33 protein-coding genes are annotated in these 18,461 nt (G+C 56.1%); all 33 read left to right on the forward strand.

Translation table 11 applies throughout. The features are described 5' to 3' along the window. Positions 1-193: 193 nt before the first annotated feature. Positions 194-964, forward strand: coding sequence for a putative RNA uridine N3 methyltransferase (locus A3L08_RS04045; protein WP_088853814.1), 771 nt, complete (start codon positions 194-196; stop codon positions 962-964). 1 nt (position 965) lies between these two features. Then, positions 966-2,009, forward strand: a complete 1,044-nt coding sequence (locus A3L08_RS04050; RefSeq protein WP_088853815.1) for a 50S ribosomal protein L3 — start codon at positions 966-968, stop codon at positions 2,007-2,009. 10 nt (positions 2,010-2,019) lie between these two features. Continuing rightward, on the forward strand, positions 2,020-2,787 hold the full coding sequence (rpl4p, locus tag A3L08_RS04055) for a 50S ribosomal protein L4 (protein ID WP_088853816.1): 768 nt from the start codon (positions 2,020-2,022) through the stop codon (positions 2,785-2,787). Between the two features lie 6 nt (positions 2,788-2,793). After that, a complete protein-coding gene (locus tag A3L08_RS04060; protein WP_088853817.1) occupies positions 2,794-3,054 on the forward strand; it encodes a 50S ribosomal protein L23 in 261 nt (86 codons plus the stop codon). Between the two features lie 13 nt (positions 3,055-3,067). Continuing rightward, entirely contained in the window at positions 3,068-3,787 is a 720-nt protein-coding gene (locus A3L08_RS04065) for a 50S ribosomal protein L2 (protein WP_088853818.1), read from the forward strand. A gap of 5 nt (positions 3,788-3,792) precedes the next feature. Beyond that, positions 3,793-4,194 carry a 30S ribosomal protein S19 gene (locus A3L08_RS04070; protein ID WP_088854885.1) on the forward strand — a complete coding sequence of 134 codons (402 nt, stop codon included), beginning with the start codon at positions 3,793-3,795 and terminating at the stop codon, positions 4,192-4,194. Between the two features lie 10 nt (positions 4,195-4,204). Continuing rightward, positions 4,205-4,675 carry a 50S ribosomal protein L22 gene (gene rplV / locus A3L08_RS04075; RefSeq protein WP_088853819.1) on the forward strand — a complete coding sequence of 157 codons (471 nt, stop codon included), beginning with the start codon at positions 4,205-4,207 and terminating at the stop codon, positions 4,673-4,675. 5 nt (positions 4,676-4,680) lie between these two features. Further along, positions 4,681-5,310 (forward strand): 30S ribosomal protein S3, encoded by a 630-nt coding sequence (locus A3L08_RS04080; protein ID WP_088853820.1) that lies wholly within the window; start codon positions 4,681-4,683, stop codon positions 5,308-5,310. Then, the gene (gene rpmC, locus A3L08_RS04085) at positions 5,297-5,497 is read left to right on the forward strand and encodes a 50S ribosomal protein L29 (RefSeq protein ID WP_088853821.1); all 201 of its coding nucleotides are present in this window, start codon (positions 5,297-5,299) and stop codon (positions 5,495-5,497) included. Before A3L08_RS04080 ends, rpmC begins: the two co-directional genes overlap by 14 nt. 36 nt (positions 5,498-5,533) lie before the next feature. Further along, complete coding sequence (yciH, locus tag A3L08_RS04090) at positions 5,534-5,800, forward strand: stress response translation initiation inhibitor YciH (protein WP_232461778.1); 267 nt, start codon at positions 5,534-5,536, stop codon at positions 5,798-5,800. Beyond that, positions 5,686-6,063 (forward strand): ribonuclease P protein component 1, encoded by a 378-nt coding sequence (locus A3L08_RS04095; RefSeq protein WP_088853823.1) that lies wholly within the window; start codon positions 5,686-5,688, stop codon positions 6,061-6,063. Before yciH ends, A3L08_RS04095 begins: the two co-directional genes overlap by 115 nt. Further along, a complete protein-coding gene (locus A3L08_RS04100; RefSeq protein ID WP_088853824.1) occupies positions 6,060-6,395 on the forward strand; it encodes a 30S ribosomal protein S17 in 336 nt (111 codons plus the stop codon). The genes A3L08_RS04095 and A3L08_RS04100 overlap by 4 nt, the downstream gene beginning before the upstream one ends. Positions 6,396-6,400: 5 nt before the next feature. Then, positions 6,401-6,826, forward strand: coding sequence for a 50S ribosomal protein L14 (locus A3L08_RS04105; protein ID WP_088853825.1), 426 nt, complete (start codon positions 6,401-6,403; stop codon positions 6,824-6,826). Positions 6,827-6,836: 10 nt separating this feature from the next. Then, positions 6,837-7,202 (forward strand): 50S ribosomal protein L24, encoded by a 366-nt coding sequence (gene rplX / locus A3L08_RS04110; protein ID WP_088853826.1) that lies wholly within the window; start codon positions 6,837-6,839, stop codon positions 7,200-7,202. Then, entirely contained in the window at positions 7,202-7,933 is a 732-nt protein-coding gene (locus tag A3L08_RS04115) for a 30S ribosomal protein S4e (protein WP_088853827.1), read from the forward strand. The genes rplX and A3L08_RS04115 overlap by 1 nt, the downstream gene beginning before the upstream one ends. A gap of 11 nt (positions 7,934-7,944) precedes the next feature. Next, a complete protein-coding gene (locus tag A3L08_RS04120; protein WP_088853828.1) occupies positions 7,945-8,496 on the forward strand; it encodes a 50S ribosomal protein L5 in 552 nt (183 codons plus the stop codon). Position 8,497: 1 nt separating this feature from the next. After that, complete coding sequence (locus A3L08_RS04125) at positions 8,498-8,668, forward strand: 30S ribosomal protein S14 (RefSeq protein ID WP_088853829.1); 171 nt, start codon at positions 8,498-8,500, stop codon at positions 8,666-8,668. An 11-nt stretch (positions 8,669-8,679) separates the two neighbouring features. Then, entirely contained in the window at positions 8,680-9,072 is a 393-nt protein-coding gene (locus A3L08_RS04130; protein WP_088179855.1) for a 30S ribosomal protein S8, read from the forward strand. 10 nt (positions 9,073-9,082) lie between these two features. Further along, positions 9,083-9,637, forward strand: coding sequence for a 50S ribosomal protein L6 (locus tag A3L08_RS04135; RefSeq protein ID WP_088853830.1), 555 nt, complete (start codon positions 9,083-9,085; stop codon positions 9,635-9,637). Positions 9,638-9,647: 10 nt separating this feature from the next. Beyond that, positions 9,648-10,028, forward strand: a complete 381-nt coding sequence (locus A3L08_RS04140; RefSeq protein WP_088853831.1) for a 50S ribosomal protein L32e — start codon at positions 9,648-9,650, stop codon at positions 10,026-10,028. 10 nt (positions 10,029-10,038) lie between these two features. Further along, positions 10,039-10,485 carry a 50S ribosomal protein L19e gene (locus A3L08_RS04145; protein WP_088853832.1) on the forward strand — a complete coding sequence of 149 codons (447 nt, stop codon included), beginning with the start codon at positions 10,039-10,041 and terminating at the stop codon, positions 10,483-10,485. Between the two features lie 10 nt (positions 10,486-10,495). Then, positions 10,496-11,101, forward strand: coding sequence for a 50S ribosomal protein L18 (locus A3L08_RS04150; protein ID WP_088853833.1), 606 nt, complete (start codon positions 10,496-10,498; stop codon positions 11,099-11,101). Then, complete coding sequence (gene rpsE, locus A3L08_RS04155) at positions 11,098-11,805, forward strand: 30S ribosomal protein S5 (protein WP_088853834.1); 708 nt, start codon at positions 11,098-11,100, stop codon at positions 11,803-11,805. Before A3L08_RS04150 ends, rpsE begins: the two co-directional genes overlap by 4 nt. An 11-nt stretch (positions 11,806-11,816) precedes the next feature. Further along, positions 11,817-12,284, forward strand: a complete 468-nt coding sequence (locus A3L08_RS04160) for a 50S ribosomal protein L30 (protein ID WP_088853835.1) — start codon at positions 11,817-11,819, stop codon at positions 12,282-12,284. A gap of 11 nt (positions 12,285-12,295) precedes the next feature. Beyond that, positions 12,296-12,742, forward strand: a complete 447-nt coding sequence (locus tag A3L08_RS04165) for an uL15m family ribosomal protein (RefSeq protein ID WP_088853836.1) — start codon at positions 12,296-12,298, stop codon at positions 12,740-12,742. Positions 12,743-12,775: 33 nt separating this feature from the next. Beyond that, positions 12,776-14,224 (forward strand): preprotein translocase subunit SecY, encoded by a 1,449-nt coding sequence (secY, locus tag A3L08_RS04170; RefSeq protein WP_088853837.1) that lies wholly within the window; start codon positions 12,776-12,778, stop codon positions 14,222-14,224. 75 nt (positions 14,225-14,299) lie between these two features. Continuing rightward, positions 14,300-14,890 carry an adenylate kinase gene (locus A3L08_RS04175; RefSeq protein WP_088853838.1) on the forward strand — a complete coding sequence of 197 codons (591 nt, stop codon included), beginning with the start codon at positions 14,300-14,302 and terminating at the stop codon, positions 14,888-14,890. Next, positions 14,883-15,410, forward strand: a complete 528-nt coding sequence (locus A3L08_RS04180) for a DUF106 domain-containing protein (protein ID WP_088853839.1) — start codon at positions 14,883-14,885, stop codon at positions 15,408-15,410. Before A3L08_RS04175 ends, A3L08_RS04180 begins: the two co-directional genes overlap by 8 nt. A 42-nt stretch (positions 15,411-15,452) precedes the next feature. Beyond that, the gene (locus A3L08_RS04185) at positions 15,453-15,725 is read left to right on the forward strand and encodes a 50S ribosomal protein L34e (protein WP_088853840.1); all 273 of its coding nucleotides are present in this window, start codon (positions 15,453-15,455) and stop codon (positions 15,723-15,725) included. Positions 15,726-15,735: 10 nt separating this feature from the next. Then, positions 15,736-16,329, forward strand: a complete 594-nt coding sequence (gene cmk, locus A3L08_RS04190; protein ID WP_088853841.1) for a (d)CMP kinase — start codon at positions 15,736-15,738, stop codon at positions 16,327-16,329. Continuing rightward, positions 16,330-16,581: a 50S ribosomal protein L14e gene (locus tag A3L08_RS04195; protein WP_088853842.1), complete on the forward strand. Its 252-nt coding sequence runs from the start codon at positions 16,330-16,332 to the stop codon at positions 16,579-16,581. A 74-nt stretch (positions 16,582-16,655) separates the two neighbouring features. Next, positions 16,656-17,366 (forward strand): SDR family NAD(P)-dependent oxidoreductase, encoded by a 711-nt coding sequence (locus tag A3L08_RS04200; RefSeq protein ID WP_088853843.1) that lies wholly within the window; start codon positions 16,656-16,658, stop codon positions 17,364-17,366. Between the two features lie 58 nt (positions 17,367-17,424). Then, positions 17,425-18,435 (forward strand): RNA-guided pseudouridylation complex pseudouridine synthase subunit Cbf5, encoded by a 1,011-nt coding sequence (locus A3L08_RS04205; protein ID WP_088853844.1) that lies wholly within the window; start codon positions 17,425-17,427, stop codon positions 18,433-18,435. The last annotated feature ends 26 nt before the right edge of the window (positions 18,436-18,461 follow it).

The raw sequence follows: 18,461 nt of genomic DNA on the forward strand, positions 1-18,461 counted from the left end.
CACACTCTTAGCTCCGGAAGTTCAGTGATGAGCTACCAACCTTGATCAAACTTCACGAAGGTGAAGTTTGCTTTGCAAAAAAATTGTACACCTCTCAAACCAAAAAAGGGTGGAAAGGTTCGAAAGCCTTTTAAATACTCTCCATAGACCCCAGTTCAGCGTTGAAGTGACCACAGCGAAGGATGACGGGAAAATGGCCTGGCACGTCTTCATTCCGGATTCGCTCCTCGAAGAGAGTGACGACCCAAAGATCAGAACCTACAAGGTCGGACAGATAACCAGGGCCTGTGCCATCTTCGGCGTCGAGCACATCTGGATTTACAGGGCCGGCGGTCGGGACGGGAGGTTCATCAAGACCATCCTCGAATACGCGGAAACGCCCCAGTATCTCAGAAAGAGGCTGTTCCCGCTCATGCCAGAGCTCAAGTACGCCGGCGTTATACCGCCGCTCAGAACCCCGCACCACAAGCTCAAGGGAAAACCTAAGGTGGGCGAAATCCGCGAGGGCTTTGCCTTCAGGAAGGGGCGCAGAATCTACGCAGACATCGGCCTCGACGACCTCGCGATGGTCGAAGGGAACGTTGAAGGGCGTGCAACGTTCAGGATCGTCTCGGTAAGGCCTCTCAGGGTGATACCAGCGAAGCCAGAGGAGTACTGGGGGTACAGGGTGCACCTAACTGGGAAGTCATTGGCGAAAACACTTAAAAAGGCCAGGCTGGATTTGGTCATCGCGACCTCGCGTAAGGGTCGCGACATTAGAGAGGTGAAGCTTCCCCCGCTGGAGGGGGAGGTCGGATTCGTCTTTGGCTCACCGAGGAAGGGCGTGATCGAGCTCCTCGGCGAGGAGGATTATACCTTTGATCTAATCCTCAACACGGTTCCAAATCAGCGGACAGCTACCGTCCGCACCGAGGAGGCGCTCCTCGCGACTCTCGCAATATTTAATCTCATAAGGAGGGATTGAGATGGGAAAAATACACAGGCCAAGGAGAGGTTCACTGGCTTACTCCCCGAGAAAGAGGGCTAAGAGCATAGTCCCGAGAATCAGGAAGTGGCCGAAGGACAGCGAGGTCAGGATGCTGGGCTTCGCCGGCTACAAGGCCGGTATGACCCACGTCCTCATGATAGACGACAGACCAGGGCTCACGAAGGGCAAGGAGATCTTCATGCCGGTCACTATCGTGGAGGTCCCGCCGCTCTTCGTCTACGGCATCAGGGCCTACAGGCAGGGCTACCTCGGGCTTGAAACGGCTACCGAGGTCTGGTTCCACGAGCTGAACGACCACGTTAAGAGGCGCATAAAGACCCTGCCGAAGGACTACAACGAGGATGCTTTCCAGGCCAAGCTCGGCCAGCTTGAGGACCTCGTCAACGACGGCGAGATAGTTGATGTCAGGCTTCTCGTCCACACCCAGCCGTGGCTCATCAAGCTCAAGAAGAAGCCCGAGGTCATGGAGTACGCCATCGGTGGCGACGACGTCAAGGCCAAGTTTGCCTACGCCAAGGAGAAGATCGGCAAGGAGATACGGGCAAGCGAGGTTCTCCACGAGGGCGAGCTTCTTGACATCATAGCCGTCACCAAAGGCAAGGGAACCCAGGGCCCGGTCAAGCGCTGGGGCGTCAAGATACAGTTCCACAAGGCCCAGAGGGCTGGCAAGGCCAGGCACATCGGTAACCTCGGTCCGTGGCATCCGACCAGGGTCATGTGGACCGTTCCGCAGGCCGGTCAGATGGGCTTCCACCACAGGACCGAGTTCAACAAGAGGCTCATCGCCATCGGTGAGAACGGCAAGCTCAAGCTCGACGAGAAGAACGAGGTAGACATCACCCCGAAGGGTGGCTTCCCGCACTACGGAATCATAAGGAGCGACTTCCTAATGATCCAGGGAACCGTTCCGGGTTCCTTCAAGAGGATCGTCAGGGTCAGGCCGGCTATAAGGGCACCGAAGAAGAGGCCGCCCGTTGAGAGGCCGCAGATAACCTACGTCAGTAGGGAGTCCAAGCAGTGAGGTGAGATAAATGAAGGTTAAGGTTTTCAATCTCGAAGGCGAGCCGGTGGAGGAGATCGAGCTTCCCAAGGTCTTCAGCACTCCTTACAGGCCCGACCTCATCAGGAGGGCCGTCATCGCATCATGGACCCACAGGATACAGCCTCAGGGAAGGAGCCCATACGCCGGTAAGAGGCGCGTCACCGAGAACATCGGAAAGGGCCACGGCATGGCGAGGGTTGAGAGGATAAAGACCTCCCCCAGGTTTGCGGCCTTCGTTCCCTTCGCGGTCGGAGGAAGGAGAACCCACCCGCCGAAGGTCGAGAAGATCATCTGGGAGGACATCAACAAGAAGGAGCGCAGGCTGGCTATAATGAGTGCCATCGCTGCAACGGCCAACTACGACCTCGTCAGGGCTAGGGGCCACGTCGTTGACAACGTCCCGCAGGTTCCGATTGTAGTAACCGACGACCTTGAGAAGGTCTTCAAGACCGCCCAGACCAGGGAGATATTCAAGAAGCTCGGCGTCTGGGACGACATCGAGAGGGCAAAGAAGAACACCAAGATCAGGGCTGGTAAGGGTAAGATGCGTGGAAGGCGCTACAAGAAGGCCAAGGGTCCGCTCGTGGTTGTCGCGAAGAACGAGGGCATAGTCCAGGGTGCGAGGAACCACCCGGGTGTTGACGTCGTCACAGTCGAGAACCTCAGCGCCGAGCTGCTCGCTCCGGGTACCCACCCGGGAAGGCTTACCATCTGGACGAAGGGTGCCATAGAGAGACTTAGGGAGATCTACGGGTGATGAGAGATGGACCCCTACAAGGTTATAGTTAAGCCGGTCGTCACGGAGAAGGCCGTGGCGATGATTGAGAACGAGAACAAGCTCACCTTCATAGTGGACAAGAGGGCCACCAAGCAGGACATCAAGAGGGCCGTGGAAGAGATGTTCGAGGTCAAAGTCGAGAAGGTCAACACCCTCATAACCATGAGGGGAGAGAAGAAGGCCTACGTGAAGCTCAAGCCTGAGTACAGCGCAAGTGAGGTTGCTGCCAGGATAGGATTGTTCTGACGGGGTGAGTGAGATGGGAAAGAGTTTGATTCAGCAGAGGAGAGGTAAGGGAACCACGACCTTTAGGGCGCCGTCCCACAGGTACAGGGGCGCCGTCAGGTACGTTCCGCTCAACATTACCAAAGAGAAGACCCTCGTCGGCAAGGTCGTCGAGATACTCCACGACCCTGGAAGGACCGCGCCGGTTGCTCGCGTCAAGTTCGAGAACGGCATGGAGAAGCTCATCATAGCCCCCGAGGGAATACTCGTGGGTGAGGAGATTGCCATCGGACCGAACGCCCCGGTAAAGATCGGCAACACCCTTCCGCTTGCCATGATCCCGGAGGGAAGCTACGTCTACGATATCGAGGGAGTCCCGGGCGACGGAGGGAAGTACGTTAGGGCCGGCGGTGCCTACGCACTCGTCGTCAGCAGGGAGAAGGACAAGGTCATAGTCCAGCTTCCGAGCGGTGAGCTCAAGCAGTTCAAGCCTGAGTGCAGGGCCACCATTGGTGTGGTTGCAGGCGGCGGTAGGCTGGAGAAGCCGATCGTCAAGGCCGGTAAGGCCTACTACATCGCCAAGGCGAGGAACAGGTTCTGGCCGAAGCCGAGGGGTGTCAAGATGAACGCAGTCAACCACCCGCACGGTGGTAAGGAGCACCACATCGGAAGGCCCTCAACGGTTTCGAGGCGCGCCCCGCCCGGAAGGAAGGTCGGTCACATAGCCGCGAGAAGAACTGGTAGGAGGAAGTGATGAAGATGGCGAGAAAGAAGGAGTTTAGGTACAGGGGTTACACCTTCGAGGAACTGCTCAACATGTCACTCGAGGACTTCGCCAAGCTCCTCCCGGCCAGGCAGAGGAGGAGCCTTAAGAGGGGCCTTTCCCCGGAGCAGAAGAAGCTCCTCAGGAAGATTCGCCTGGCTAAGAAGGGCAAGTACAACAAGCCGATAAGGACCCACAGCAGGGACATGGTTGTACTTCCTGAGATGGTCGGCATGACCATCCACGTCCACAACGGGAAGGAGTTCGTCCCGATCGAGATCAAGGAGGAGATGATAGGCCACTACCTCGGCGAGTTCGCACTCACGAGGAAGATAGTCCAGCACGGATCACCTGGTGTTGGTGCTACCAGGTCATCGATGTTCGTGGCGGTCAAGTGAGGTGGTATAGATGAGCAGGGGCAGGTTTTCCTACTCATTCCAAAATTTTGACCCCGAGAGGATGGCTCGCGCTAGCGGAAGGGACCTCAGAATCTCCCCCAAGCACAGCGTTGAGCTCCTCAGGGAGATAAGGGGCATGATGGTCAACGACGCTCTCCGCTACCTCGACGATGTCATAGCCCTCAAGAGGCCGGTTCCGCTCAGGAAGCACCACGACAGCCAGGGGCACAAGCCGGGCAAGGGCTTCGGTCCGGGAAGGTACCCGGTCAAGGTCGCCAAGGCCGTCAAGAAGGTGCTCCTCAACGCCAGGAACAACGCCGAGCAGAAGGGCCTCGACGTTGACAGGCTCAAGATAATCCACGCGGCAGCTCACAGGGGTCCAGTGCTTCGTGGGTACATCCCGAGGGCCTTCGGAAGGGCCACACCGTTCAACGAGCAGACCACCCACATAGAGATAGTCGTCGAGGAGATTAGGAGGTGAGACCTTTGGCGATCGAGAGATACTTCATTAAGGAAGGCGTTAAGGAGATGCTCATTGATGAGTACCTTGAGAAGGAGCTTAGGAGAGCTGGTTACGGTGGAATCGACATCAAGAAGACCCCCCTCGGAACCAAGGTCGTCATCTTCGCTGCCAACCCCGGTTACGTTATCGGAAGGGGCGGAAGGAAGATAAGGGAGCTTACCAGGATTCTTGAGAGGGAGTTTGGCCTTGAGAATCCCCAGATAGAGGTCGAGGAGATCAAGAACCCCTACCTCAACGCCAAGGTTCAGGCGGTTCGCCTGGCTCAGACCCTTGAGAGGGGCGTCCACTTTAGGAGGGCTGCCTACTCTGCCATAAGGGCCATCATGGGGAACGGTGCGAGGGGTGTCGAGATAAGGCTCAGCGGAAAGCTTACCGGCGAGAGGGCCAAGAGCGTTCGCTTCTACCAGGGCTACCTCGCCAAGGTTGGAAACCCTGCCGAGACCCTCGTCAGCAAGGGCTACGCCCAGGCCAAGCTCAAGCTCGGTGTCATCGGTGTTAAGGTTTCCATAATGCCGCCCGACGCCAAGCTCCCGGACGAGATCGAGGTCATCGAGAAGGTTCAGGAAGAGGTGAGCACCAATGAAGCCGAGTGAGATTAGGGAGATGAGCCTTGACGAGATCGAGAAGAAGCTCAGGGAGCTCCGCCTCGAACTCGCCAAGGAGAGGGGTGTGCTCACCATGGGGGCTTCCACCGAGAACCCCATGGTCATCCGCAACCTCAGGCGCGACATCGCGCGCCTGCTTACCATAAAGAAGGAGAAGCTTAGGGAGAAAAGGTGAGGTTCGGTGCCAAGGATTGTTAACCCTCTGGATGAGATGCTCTTTAAGGAGGTCCTGAAGGAGCAGCAGAGAATTAGGGTCTACATAGAGAAAGCCAGATACGGAAAGCTTAAAACCATAATAGAGGGCATAGACGAGAAGGAGTTCGACCTTGAAGATATAGCAAAGAAGCTGAAGGCGAAGCTGGCATGCGGCGGAACGGTGAAAAAAGGAAGGATCGAGCTCCAGGGCGACCACAGAGACAGGGTCAAGAAGTTGCTCGCAGACCTTGGATTTTCCGAGGATCTGATAGAGATCGAGTGACTGCCAAAAACATCGTCTGGCACGAGCTCATAGGCCTGAAAGCAAAAATTATAAGGGCATCTCATCCAGAGCTGGTTGGCATCGAGGGCTACGTCCTTGACGAGACGAGGAACACCCTCACCATCGGCGGTGAGAGGGTCTGGGTTATCCCGAAGGACGTGGCGGAGCTCGAATTTGAGGTTGGCGATAAAAGGATCCGAATCAACGGAAAAGAGCTGATTGGAAGACCCGAGATGAGACTGAAGAAGAGGTGGAGAAGATGAGAGAGATCGGATTGAAGGTTCAGCCTCCCGCTGAGAAGTGTGACGATCCGCACTGCCCCTGGCACGGGCACCTCAAGATACACGGCAGATACTTCGAGGGCGTCGTCGTCAGCGACAAAGGTAAGAAGACCGTCGTCGTTGAGAGGCAGCACTACCACTACCTCAAGAAGTACGAGAGGTATGAGCTCAGGAGGAGCAAGATTCACGCCCACAACCCGGAGTGCATCGATGCAAAGGTTGGCGACCGCGTTCTTATAGCGGAGACCAGGCCGATAAGCAAGACCAAGAGCTGGGTTGTCGTGGCAGTCACCAAGAGGGCCGGCGAGAGGTGATTTAGATGGCGAAGAAAGGTGCAGGTGCTACGAGAGGAATTAGCCCCGTCAGGCCAACTCGTGCTCTTCCGGTCGGTGCATACCTCAATGTCGCCGACAACAGCGGTGCCAAGGTCATCCAGATCATTGGTGTCGTCGGCTACAAGGGAACGAGGAGGAGGCTCGCCAGCGCGGGTGTCGGCGACATGGTCATAGCCACCGTCAAGAAGGGAAGGCCGGACATAAGGCACCAGGTCGTCAGGGCCGTCGTGGTCAGGCAGAGGAAGGAGTACCGCAGGCTTGACGGTATGCGTGTCAAGTTCGAGGATAACGCGGCGGCGATAGTCACCCCTGAAGGTGTCCCGAGGGGAACTGAGATCAGGGGTGCCATCGCTAGAGAGGCTGCCGAGAGGTGGGTTAGGCTCGGCAGCATAGCGAGCATAGTGTTGTGAGGTGAGAATGATGAAGCTCGATACTAAACAGCCGAGGAAGCAGAGGAAGTTCCTCCACACCGCTCCCCTTCACCTTAGGAGCAAGATAATGGCAGCCACCCTGAGCCCCGAGCTCAGGAACAAGTACGGCATAAGGAGCATCCCGATTAGGGTTGGCGACAAGGTTAGGGTCATGCGCGGCGACTTCAAGGGCAAGGAAGGCAAGGTCGTTGAGCTCGACCTCAAGAGGTACAGGATACACGTCGAGGGCGTCACCCACAAGAAGACCGACGGAACCGAGGTGTTCTACCCGCTCCACCCGTCGAACGTTATGATAATCGAGCTCAACCTCGACGATGAGAAGAGGGAGAAGATAATTAGTAGGAGGGCTGGTTGATGGCGAGAAAAGGAGCTAAGAGGCACCTTAAGAGGCTTGCCGCTCCCACTCAGTGGTACATCCACAGGAAGGAGTACAAGTGGGCGGTCAGGCCGAGGCCGGGCCCGCACAGCATGAAGACCTCCATACCGCTGCTCTACATAGTTAGGGACTACCTCGGCTACGCAAGGACCGCGAGAGAGGCGAGGAAGATCCTCAACGAGGGCAAGGTCCTCGTTGACGGCCGTGTTAGGAAGGACTACAAGTTCCCGGTCGGCATAATGGACGTCATATCCATCCCCGAGACCGGAGAGCACTACAGGGTCCTTCCAAACAGGATAGGAAAGCTCATACTCCACCCGATAAGCGAGAAGGAAGCCAACATAAAGCCGCTCAGGATAAGCAACAAGCGCATGGTCAAGGGCGCGAAGGTTCAGCTCAACCTCCACGACGGAAGCAACCACCTCGTCACCATGGACGAGAAGGACAGGTACATGACCGCTTACACCGTCCTCATGAAGGTCCCCGAGAGGGAGGTCATCGAGGTCCTCCCGTTTGAGGTTGGCTCCTACGTCTTCGTTACCCAAGGTAAGAACGTCGCGAGGAAGGGTAAGATCGTTGAGGTCAGGCAGTTCCCGATGGGATGGCCGGACGTCGTCACCATCGAGGACGAGAATGGTGAGCTCTTCGACACCCTGAAGGAGTACGCCTTCGTCGTTGGTAAGGACAAGCCGGAGATTTCCCTTCCGTGAGGTGAGATGAGATGCAGATCAACAGAGAGGCTATCCTTGCAGACTGGGAAGCTCACCCGATGAGGAAGCCCAGGATTGCCAAGGTCACCATAAACATTGGAGTTGGCGAGAGCGGTGAGCGCTTGACTAAGGCTGAGACGATGCTTGAGGGGCTCGTCGGCCAGAAGCCGATCAGGAGGAGGGCCAAGCAGACCAACAGGGACTTTGGAATCAGGCGCGGAGAGCCGATAGCAGTGAAGGTCACACTCCGCGGCGAGAAGGCCTATCAGATGCTCGACAGGCTCCTGGAAGCCGTTGACAGGAAGCTCAATGTGAGCAACTTCGACGAGCACGGCAACTTCTGCTTTGGAATTCAGGAGCACATCAACATCCCGGGCGTCGAGTACGACCCCGAGATAGGAATCTTCGGTATGGACGTCTGCGTTACCCTCGAGAGACCTGGCTTCAGGGTCGCCAAGAGGAAGAGGCAGAGGAAGAAGCTCCCGACCAAGCACAAGCTGGCCAAAGAAGAAGGTATCGTCTTCGCTATTGAGGAGTTGAAGGCCAAGGTGGAGGGATTGTGAGATGGCGAAGGCTGACTACAACAAGAGGAAGCCCAGGAAGTTTGGGAAGGGCGCGAGAAGGTGCGTGCGCTGCGGCCAGTACGGCCCGGTGATCAGGATACACGGCCTCATGCTCTGCAGACACTGCTTTAGAGAGATAGCCCCCAAACTGGGCTTTAAGAAGTACGAGTGAGGTGAGATGAGATGACTCTGCTTGATCCGCTGGCGAACGCTCTCTCCCACATAACCAACAGCGAGAGGGTTGGAAAGAAGGAGGTCTACCTCAAGCCGGCCTCCAAACTCATGGGAGAGGTCCTCAGGGTTATGCAGGAGAACGGCTACATCGGCGAGTTTGAGTTCATTGACGACGGAAGGGCCGGCATCTACAGGGTGCAGCTCATAGGTAAGATCAACAAGGCTGGAGCAATAAAGCCGCGCTTCCCGGTCAAGGCTAGGGAGTACGAGGCCTGGGAGAAGAGGTTCCTTCCGGCCTTCGAGTTCGGTATCCTCATAGTCTCGACCTCCCAGGGTGTTATGACCCACAAAGAGGCAATCGAGAAGGGAATTGGCGGCAGACTGATAGCCTACGTCTACTGAGGTGAGAGAGATGCCGATAGACGCGTGGGTAAGGGAAGAGGTTGAGATCCCAGAGGGCGTTGAAGTCACCGTTGAGAACAACGTTGTCAAGGTCAAAGGGCCCAAGGGCGAGCTTGAGAGGGAGTTCAGCTATCCGGGTGTCAAGATATTCACCGAGGACGGCAAGGTCGTCGTCTTCAAGGAGTTCCCGAGGAGGAGGGACATAGCCATAGCGAGGACTTTTAGGGCGCACATAGCCAACATGATCAAGGGCGTCACGGAGGGCTTCACATACAAGCTGAAGGCCGTCTACAGCCACTTCCCCATGACCATAAAGGTCCAGGGGGACGAGGTACTCATAGAGAACTTCCTCGGTGAGAAGAATCCGAGGAGGGCCAAGATACTCCCCGGAGTCACCGTCAAGGTTCGCGGTCAGGAGGTCATCGTCGAGGGCATAGACAAAGAAGCTGTGGGCCAGACCGCTGCCAACATCGAACAGGCTACGAGGATAACCAAGTGGGACAGGCGCGTCTTCCAGGATGGAGTTTACATCGTTGAGAAGGCTGGCAAGCCGATAAGGTTCTGAGGTGTGAGAAATGAACGAGAAGGCGAGACTCCTTAGGATAAGGGCCAGGATCAAGAGGAAGAAGCCCCGCTTCCTTCGCCAGGAGTGGTGGCGCTATCCGAAGTTCAAGAACAACCCCAAGTGGAGAAGGCCTAAGGGAATCGACAGCAAGATGAGGCTCAAGAAGAAGGGCAAGCCGCGCTCACCGAGCATAGGCTGGAGTTCACCCAGGGCCGTTCGCGGACTCCACCCGAGCGGCTATGAGGAGGTTCTCGTCCACAACGTCAGAGAGCTTGAGGCCATCGACCCGAGCAGGCAGGCGGCGAGGATAGCAAGAACCGTCGGCGCGAGGAAGAGAGAGGCCATACTTGCCAAGGCCAAGGAGCTTGGAGTGAAGGTACTCAACCCGTGAGGTGGGGCTTATGCTCAAGATGCAGAGAAGGATTGCCGCTGATTTGTTGAAGTGCGGTGAGAACAGGGTCTGGATAGACCCGGAGAGGATAGACGACGTGGCCGCCGCTATAACCAGAGAGGACGTCAAGAGGCTCATCAACGACGGCGTCATAAAGAAGAAGCCCATCAAGGGCCAGAGCAGGGCCAGGGCAAGGGCATTCCAGGAGGCCCGGAAGAAGGGCAGGCACCGCGGCCCGGGAAGCAAGAAGGGTAAGAAGACAGCCAGGATGGGCAAGAAGGAGCGCTGGATGATGACCATAAGGGCCCTCAGGAAGGAGCTCAGGAAGCTCAAGGCCGAGGGCAAGCTCGACGAGCACACCTACAGGAGACTCTACATCAGGGCCAAGGGCGGCCAGTTCAAGAACAAGAGGCAGCTCTACATGTTCATGCAGGAGCACGGTATCTTGAAGGAGTGAGGTGAGAGAGATGGCACACGGACCGAGGTATAGGGTTCCGTTCAGAAGGAGGAGAGAGGGTAAGACTAACTATCACAAGAGGCTCGCGCTCCTCAAGTCCGGCAAGCCCAGGCTTGTCGTGAGGAAGACCCTCAACCACCACATAGCGCAGATAGTCGTTTACGACCCCAAGGGCGACAGGACCCTCGTTTCCGCCCACACCAGGGAGCTCATGAGGGACTTCGGCTGGAAGGGTCACGGCGGCAACACCCCGTCGGCTTACCTGCTCGGTCTCCTCATAGGTTACAAGGCCAAGAAGGCCGGCATCGAGGAGGCCATCCTCGACATAGGCCTTCACCCGCCGACCAAGGGAAGCTCAATCTTCGCAGTCCTCAAGGGTGCCGTTGACGCTGGACTCAACGTTCCTCACAGCGAGGAGATCTACCCTGAGGACTACAGGATAAACGGCGAGCACGTTGCCAACTACGCCAAGGCACTCAAGGAGGAGGACGAGAGCCTGTATAGGAAGCAGTTCGGCGGTTACCTCGTGAGGGGCCTCGAGCCCGAGAAGCTCCCCGAGCACTTTGAAGAGGTTAAGGCCAAGATAATCGAGAAGTTTGAGGGGGCGAGAGAATGAGCGACCCGAGAGAGATGGCCCAGCGCGTTCTTGAGGAGTGGGAGCCGAGGACCAAGCTCGGCAAGCTTGTCAAGGAGGGCCAGATAACTGACATTCACGAGATATTCAGGAAGGGCTACCAGATAAAGGAGCCCGAGATAGTCGATGTCCTCCTTCCGGAGGTCAACCTCAGGGAGAACCAGGAAGTGCTCGACATAGCCCTGACCGTGAGAATGACCGACAGCGGCAGGAGGATCCGCTTCAGGGTTCTTGCCGCTGTGGGCAACAGGGACGGCTACGTCGGCCTTGGAATCGGCCACGGCAAGGAGGTTGGAATAGCCATCAGGAAGGCCATTGACTATGCAAAGATGAACATCATCGAGATCAAGCGCGGCTGTGGAAGCTGGGAGTGTAGGTGCAGGAGGCCGCACTCAATCCCGTTCGCCGTCGAGGGCAAGGAGGGTAGCGTTAAGGTCAAGCTCATGCCGGGACCGCGTGGTCTTGGACTGGTCATCGGTGACGTCGGCAAGAAGATCCTTTCCCTGGCCGGCGTTCAGGACGTCTGGTCCCAGACCCTCGGTGAGACGAGAACCACCGTTAACTTCGCCAAGGCCGTTTTCAACGCGCTCTACAACACCAACAGCGTCGCCGTCAAGCCAGAGGACATCGAGCGCTACGGCATAATCGTCGGAAGGGAGATGTCAGCGAACTTCCAGGTTGAGTGAGGTGAGAGGAGATGGCTAAGTTAGCGCTCATCAGGCTTAGGAGCGGGATAAGGGCGAAGGGTGAAGTGAGGGATACCCTCGCCATGCTCCGCCTCCACAGAATAAACCACCTCGTCCTCGTCGACGACACCCCGAGCTACAAGGGTATGGTTCAGAAGGTCAAGGACTACATAACCTGGGGCGAGATCAACAAGGAGACCCTTGCGGAGCTCATCAGGAAGCGCGGCAGGCTCATCGGCAACAAGCCTGTCACTGATGAGTACGTCAAGGAGAAGCTCGGAATGACCATCGACGAGTTCGCCGAGAAGGTGGTCAGCGGCGAGATGAAGCTCACTGACCTCCCGAACATCAAGCCCGTCTTCAGGCTCCACCCGCCGAGGGGAGGACTTAAGGGTAGCAAGAAGCGCAGCTTCAAGGAAGGCGGGGCGCTCGGCTATCGCGGCGAGAAGATAAACGAGCTCATTGAGAGAATGCTCTGAGGTGGCGAGAGATGATAAGGAGAAAGAAGAAGGTTAGGAAGCTCCGCGGAAGTCACACTCACGGATGGGGTTGCAAGAAGAAGCACCGCGGCGGTGGAAGCAAGGGTGGTAAGGGAATGGCTGGAACCGGAAAGAGGAAGGATCAGAAGTTCACCTGGACCATCAAGTACGCCCCCGACCACCTCGGCAAGCGCGGCTTCCACAGGCCCAAAGCGGTTCAGTACACTCCGCAGACCATAAACCTCAGCGACATCGACGAGAACCTCCAGCTCTTCCTCGACGCTGGAATAGCCTACGAGGAGGAAGGGAAGATAATCGTCGACACCACCCAGCTCGGCGTCGACAAGGTTCTTGGAACTGGCAGGCTCACCAGACCTCTGGTCATCAAGGCCTACTACGTCACCCCGAAGGCCGAGGAGAAGATCAAGGCCGTTGGCGGCGAGGTTCTCCTCGCCTGATTCCTTTAATTTAACTTCTGGCGGGTGTTAATCATGGGGAAAGCAAGGGACATCATCTACGCCCTGGAAAGATACTTTCCTGAGGTTGAGAGGCCCAAGAGGCACGTACCCCTCAAAGAGAAATTCATGTGGACCGGACTTGCCCTGCTGCTCTACTTCGTACTCGCCGAAATTCCGCTTTACGGAATTCCGGAGAACATCCAGGACTACTTCGCCACTCTGAGGTTCGTGCTTGCCGGAAGGAGCGGTTCTCTTCTTACCCTCGGTATCGGCCCCATCGTTACCGCGAGTATCATCATGCAGCTTCTCGTCGGGTCTGAAATCGTTCACCTCGATCTCTCAAATCACGAGGATAGGAGGTTTTATCAGGCCGCCCAGAAGCTCTTTGCAGTCTTCATGAGCTTCTTTGAGGCCGCCATATACGTCTTCGCCGGTGCGTTTGGGAAGGTTGATACGGGAATAGGAGCGTTCCAGACGGTTTCCACACCAGGAGGTGCCGTCTACATAGGGTTAGGCCTTGGAATACTCATCATACTCCAGCTCGGCTTTGCATCGACCCTGCTCATCCTCCTCGATGAGCTGGTCAGCAAGTGGGGCATAGGGAGCGGTATCAGCCTCTTCATCGCCGCGGGTGTTTCCCAGACGGTCATTGTCAAGTCCCTTAACCCGTTTACCACCAGTCAGTACATCGACCCGGTTACGGGCGGTCCCGCCATTATCGGTGCCATTCCGGCGTTCATACAGCACCTCATCCACGGCGATCTAACGGGAGCCCTCTACAGGGGCACACTACCCGACATAATGGACGTTCTGGCAACCATAGTAGTGTTCCTCGTCGTCGTTTACCTCGAGAGCATGCGCGTTGAGATACCCCTCAGCTATGGCCGCGTCACAGTCCGCGGAAGGTATCCGATAAGGTTCATGTACGTGAGCAACATACCCATCATCCTAACCTTCGCCCTTTACGCCAACGTCCAGCTCTGGGCCAGGCTCCTTAACAACTACGGCTATACCTTCCTCGGAACCTTTGACCAGAACGGTAACCCACTGAGCGGTCTCGTCACGTACCTCTACCCGCCCAGAGACATCTACCACGTCATAGCTGATCCTGGAAGGGCCCTCGTCTACGCTCTGATGACGATATTCTGGGCCATAATATTCGGGTTCCTATGGGTCGAGCTGACGGGCCTCGACGCCAAAAGTATAGCCAGACAGCTCCAGAACGCTGGACTTCAGATACCCGGATTCAGGAGGGATCCGAGAATACTCGAAAGGGTGCTCAACAGGTACATACCATACGTTACATTCTGGGGTTCCTTCACCCTGGCAATCGTGGCGGTGCTCGCAGACTTCCTCGGCGCCCTCGGTACGGGAACTGGAATACTGCTTACGGTCGGCATCCTCTACAGGTTCTACGAGGAGATAGCCAGAGAGCAGGCGACGGAGATGTTCCCGGCGTTGAGGAAGTTCTTCACCAAGTGAGCACTTTCTTTTTTTCACAAAACCTTTTAAACCTGGTTCGGTTATTTCTTCCAGAAACCTTCCTGGGTGAGCGCGATGCCGTTTGTGGTCATGATAACAGGGATTCCAGGGGTGGGTAAGAGCACTATCACTCGACTGGCACTCAAGAAGTCCCGTGCCAAGTTCAGGCTGGTCAATTTCGGGGACCTTATGTTCGATGAGGCGCTGAAATCTGGGCTGGTGAAGCACAGGGACGAGATGAGGAAGCTCAACCCCAACGTCCAGAAGGAGCTTCAGCTAAAGGCCGCGAGGAGAATAGTTGAGATATCCCAGAGTGAGCCGGTGCTCATAGACACCCACGCCACCATAAGGACTCCAGTCGGCTACCTGCTTGGTTTCCCCAGGGAGGTTATAGAAATCATAAACCCCAACTTCATAGTGATAATAGAAGCGAATCCAAGCGAGATACTTGGAAGGCGCCTCCGTGACCTGAAGCGCGACCGTGATGTTGAAACGGAGGAGCAGATACAGAGGCACCAGGACTTGAACCGCGCGGCGGCTGTGAGCTACGCTATGCACTCAAACGCGCTCATAAAGATTATTGAGAACCACGAGGACAAGGGCCTTGAGGAGGCCGTCCACGAGCTTGTTGAAGTGCTTGACCTGGCGGTGGGAGAATATGATTGAGGGGATATACTCTTTCCTTGACAGTGTATTTGGACCGCTCATACAGGCGTACCACCCGATAGTGGTGGTCACGATAGCAGGTGCCATACTCGGTGTCTTCTTTACTCTCATGAACTACTTCCTGGTGGATCAGGAGAAGACGAAGCTCCTTCAGAAGAAGAGCAAGGAGTTCCAGAAGAAATACCGGGAGGCCCAGGCATCAAAGGACGAAAAGAAGCTCAGAAAGCTTCAGCAGGAGCAGATGGAGCTTATGAGGCTCCAGAGTGAGGTAATGAAGGACACAATGTTCAAGGTTACCCTTCTGACCCTGCCGATATTCTGGATATTCTTCGGCTGGCTCAGGAGATGGTACGTTGAAGTCGGCATAGCCAAGGCCCCGTTTAATTTCTTCGTGTTTGACTGGTTCCACAGGATGTATCACTCGGGTCTGCCAGCGAGCGAACTCGGCTACATCGGATGGTACTTCCTGACAAGCTATGCCGTTGGCATGATACTTAGGAAGCTCCTTGATATGAGTTAAATTTAAAAACGATTCCCAAAAAGGAAAGCCGAGGTGAGAGGAATGAAGCCTATGTACAGGTCAAGGTCATGGAAGAGGAAATACGTCAGGACTCCGGGTGGAAGGACGGTCATACACTTCGAGAGGAGGAAGCCAAAGGTTGCCCACTGTGCCATGTGCGGAAGGCCGCTCAACGGCGTCCCGCGTGGAAGGCCCAGTGAACTCAGGAAGCTCCCGAAGACCGCAAAGAGGCCGGAGAGGCCCTACCCGAACCTCTGCCCGAGCTGCATGAGGAAGGTCATGAAGGCCCAGGTCAGGGCCGGCATTGCCCTCTGAAGGTGTTTCCATGCCGAAGGGCTGCCTCGTCATCACAGTCAGCGGCTTAGCCGGTTCGGGAACCACAACCCTATGCAGGAATCTTGCCAGGCACTACGGGTTCAAGCACATATACGCGGGACTCATCTTCCGCCAGATGGCGAAGGAGAGGGGAATGACCCTGCAGGAGTTTCAGGAGTACGCCGAACTTCACCCTGAGATAGACAGGGAGGTTGACAGGAGACAGGTTGAGGCAGCCAAAGAGTGTAACGTCGTTATAGAGGGCCGCCTGGCCGGCTGGATGGTAAAGGAAGCTGATCTGAGAATATGGCTCGACGCGCCCATAATGGAGCGCGCCAAGAGGGTTGCCAGGCGGGAAGGCATCTCCGTTGAGGAGGCCTTCGTTCAAATTGCCGAGAGAGAAAAGAGCAACAGGAAAAGGTATTTAAACCTCTACGGGATTGACATCGACGACAAGTCGATTTACGATTTAATCATTAATACGGCCCACTGGAATCCTGATGGCGTCTTCGCCATTGTGAAGGCCGCCATCGACCACCTGTACCCCGACGGTGACGCGGGGTCGGGTTCAAACCCGGGCAACAAAAAAGCGGAGGTGGTATGAATGCCTGCTATGGAAGTTGGAAGGCTTGCCGTTGTTATCGCCGGCAGGAGGGCCGGCCAGAAGGTCGTCGTTGTTGACGTCATTGACAGGAACTTCGTCCTCGTTACCGGCGCTGGCCTCAACAAGGTCAAGCGCAGGAGGATGAACGTCAAGCACCTCGAGCCCCTTCCGGAGAAGGTCAACATTGAGCGCGGCGCCGACGACGAGGCCGTCAAGGCCGCTCTCGAGCAGGCTGGAATAAGCCTTGAGTGATACAGCGGCCTTCGGCCGCTTCTTAACTTCTCAACGCTTTTAAGTCCTTGTTCTCAAGTTTTCATGGTGGTTTCATGAAAACTGCACTTATAACAGGCCCAACTGGTGGACTTGGGAGACTCCTTGTTGAGAAGCTCATTGAGAGGGGCTATAGGGTTGTTGGTGTGGCCAGAAATGAGGAGAAGCTTCGTAAACTCCGGGATGAGTTACTGTCCTTTGAATACATAGTCGCAGATCTGAGTAAGGAGAATTTTTCGGATACAGTCCTGGAAGGGCTTGGGAGGCTCGGTGTTGAAAGAGTTGACCTTCTTGTAAACAACGCGGGTTTCGCTTTGAGGAAACCCCTTCTTGAGCACTCAAGGGAGGAGCTGGAGAACCTGTTCAGGGTAAACACCCTCGCGCCCGTGGAGCTCACGAAGGCTCTCATCCCAATGCTCCCAAAGGGCTCGACCGTAGTGTTCGTAATCAGCGGTGTTGCCTTCATCAGCGTCCCTGAACTGCCATCCTACTGCGCCGCCAAGGCCGCGCTCCACTATCTAACCATAAACCTTGAGCGGGAGCTAGGGGCTAGGGGAATCCATGTCATGAGGGTGTACCCCAAGCAGGTTAAGACAAGTTTCTGGAATGGTAGGGTCCCGAAGGGCTCAATAGAGCCCCAAAGAGTCGTGGATGCTATACTGAGAGGGCTCGATAAGGGCAAAAGGGAAGTCTTCGTGCCCGGCTATCTGAAGCTTGTTAAGTACCTGCCCAACTGGCCGGTCTTCACATACCACTTCAAATACTAGCTCAGGTTTATAAACTCGAAGACTAAATTAGGGCGATAACGCTCACCGGGTGATGCTCATGGCGAGGGACGAAGTCAGGAGGATTTTGCCTGCCGACATAAAGCGAGAGGTCCTGATCAAGGACGAGAAGGCCGAGACGAATCCAAAGTGGGGCTTTCCGCCCGAGAAGAGGCCCATGGAGATGCACATGCAGTTCGGCATAATAAACCTCGACAAGCCACCGGGGCCGACGAGCCACGAGGTCGTTGCCTGGGTCAAGAGGCTATTCAACCTCAGCAAAGCCGGCCACGGGGGGACCCTTGACCCGAAGGTCAGCGGAATCCTCCCGGTCGCGCTTGAACGGGCAACCAGAGTGGTCCAGGCCCTACTTCCTGCAGGTAAGGAGTACGTTGCTCTAATGCACCTCCACGGCGACGTTCCCGAGGACAGAATAAGGGCCGTCATGAAGGAGTTCGAGGGCGAGATAATCCAAAGACCACCGCTCAGGAGTGCGGTCAAGAGAAGGCTGAGGACGAGGAAGGTCTACTACATCGAGGTGCTTGAGATAGACGGCAGGGACGTTCTCTTCCGCGTTGGCGTCGAGGCTGGAACATACATAAGATCACTCATCCACCACTTCGGCCTTGCACTCGGGGTTGGAGCGCACATGGCCGAGCTGAGGAGAACTAGAAGCGGGCCCTTTAAGGAGGACGAAACCCTCGTCACGCTCCACGACCTCGTTGACTACTACCACTTCTGGAAGGAGGATGGGATTGAGGAGTACTTCAGGAAGGCGATACAGCCGATGGAGAAGGCGGTTGAACACCTCCCCAAGGTGTGGATAAGGGACTCCGCCGTTGCGGCGGTCACCCACGGTGCTGATTTAGCCGTTCCGGGCATAGTCAAGCTCAACAAGGGCATCAAGAAGGGCGATTTGGTTGCCATAATGACCCTCAAGGACGAGCTGGTGGCACTCGGCAAGGCCACGATGACGAGCGGCGAGATGCTCCAGAAGAGCAAGGGCATAGCCGTCGATGTTGACAAGGTCTTCATGCCGAGGGAGTGGTATCCCAAACTTTGGGCTAAGTGAGTGCGTGGTTGTATTTTCCCTTCTTT

This window comes from Thermococcus pacificus, from assembly GCF_002214485.1.
GTDB lineage: Archaea > Methanobacteriota_B > Thermococci > Thermococcales > Thermococcaceae > Thermococcus > Thermococcus pacificus.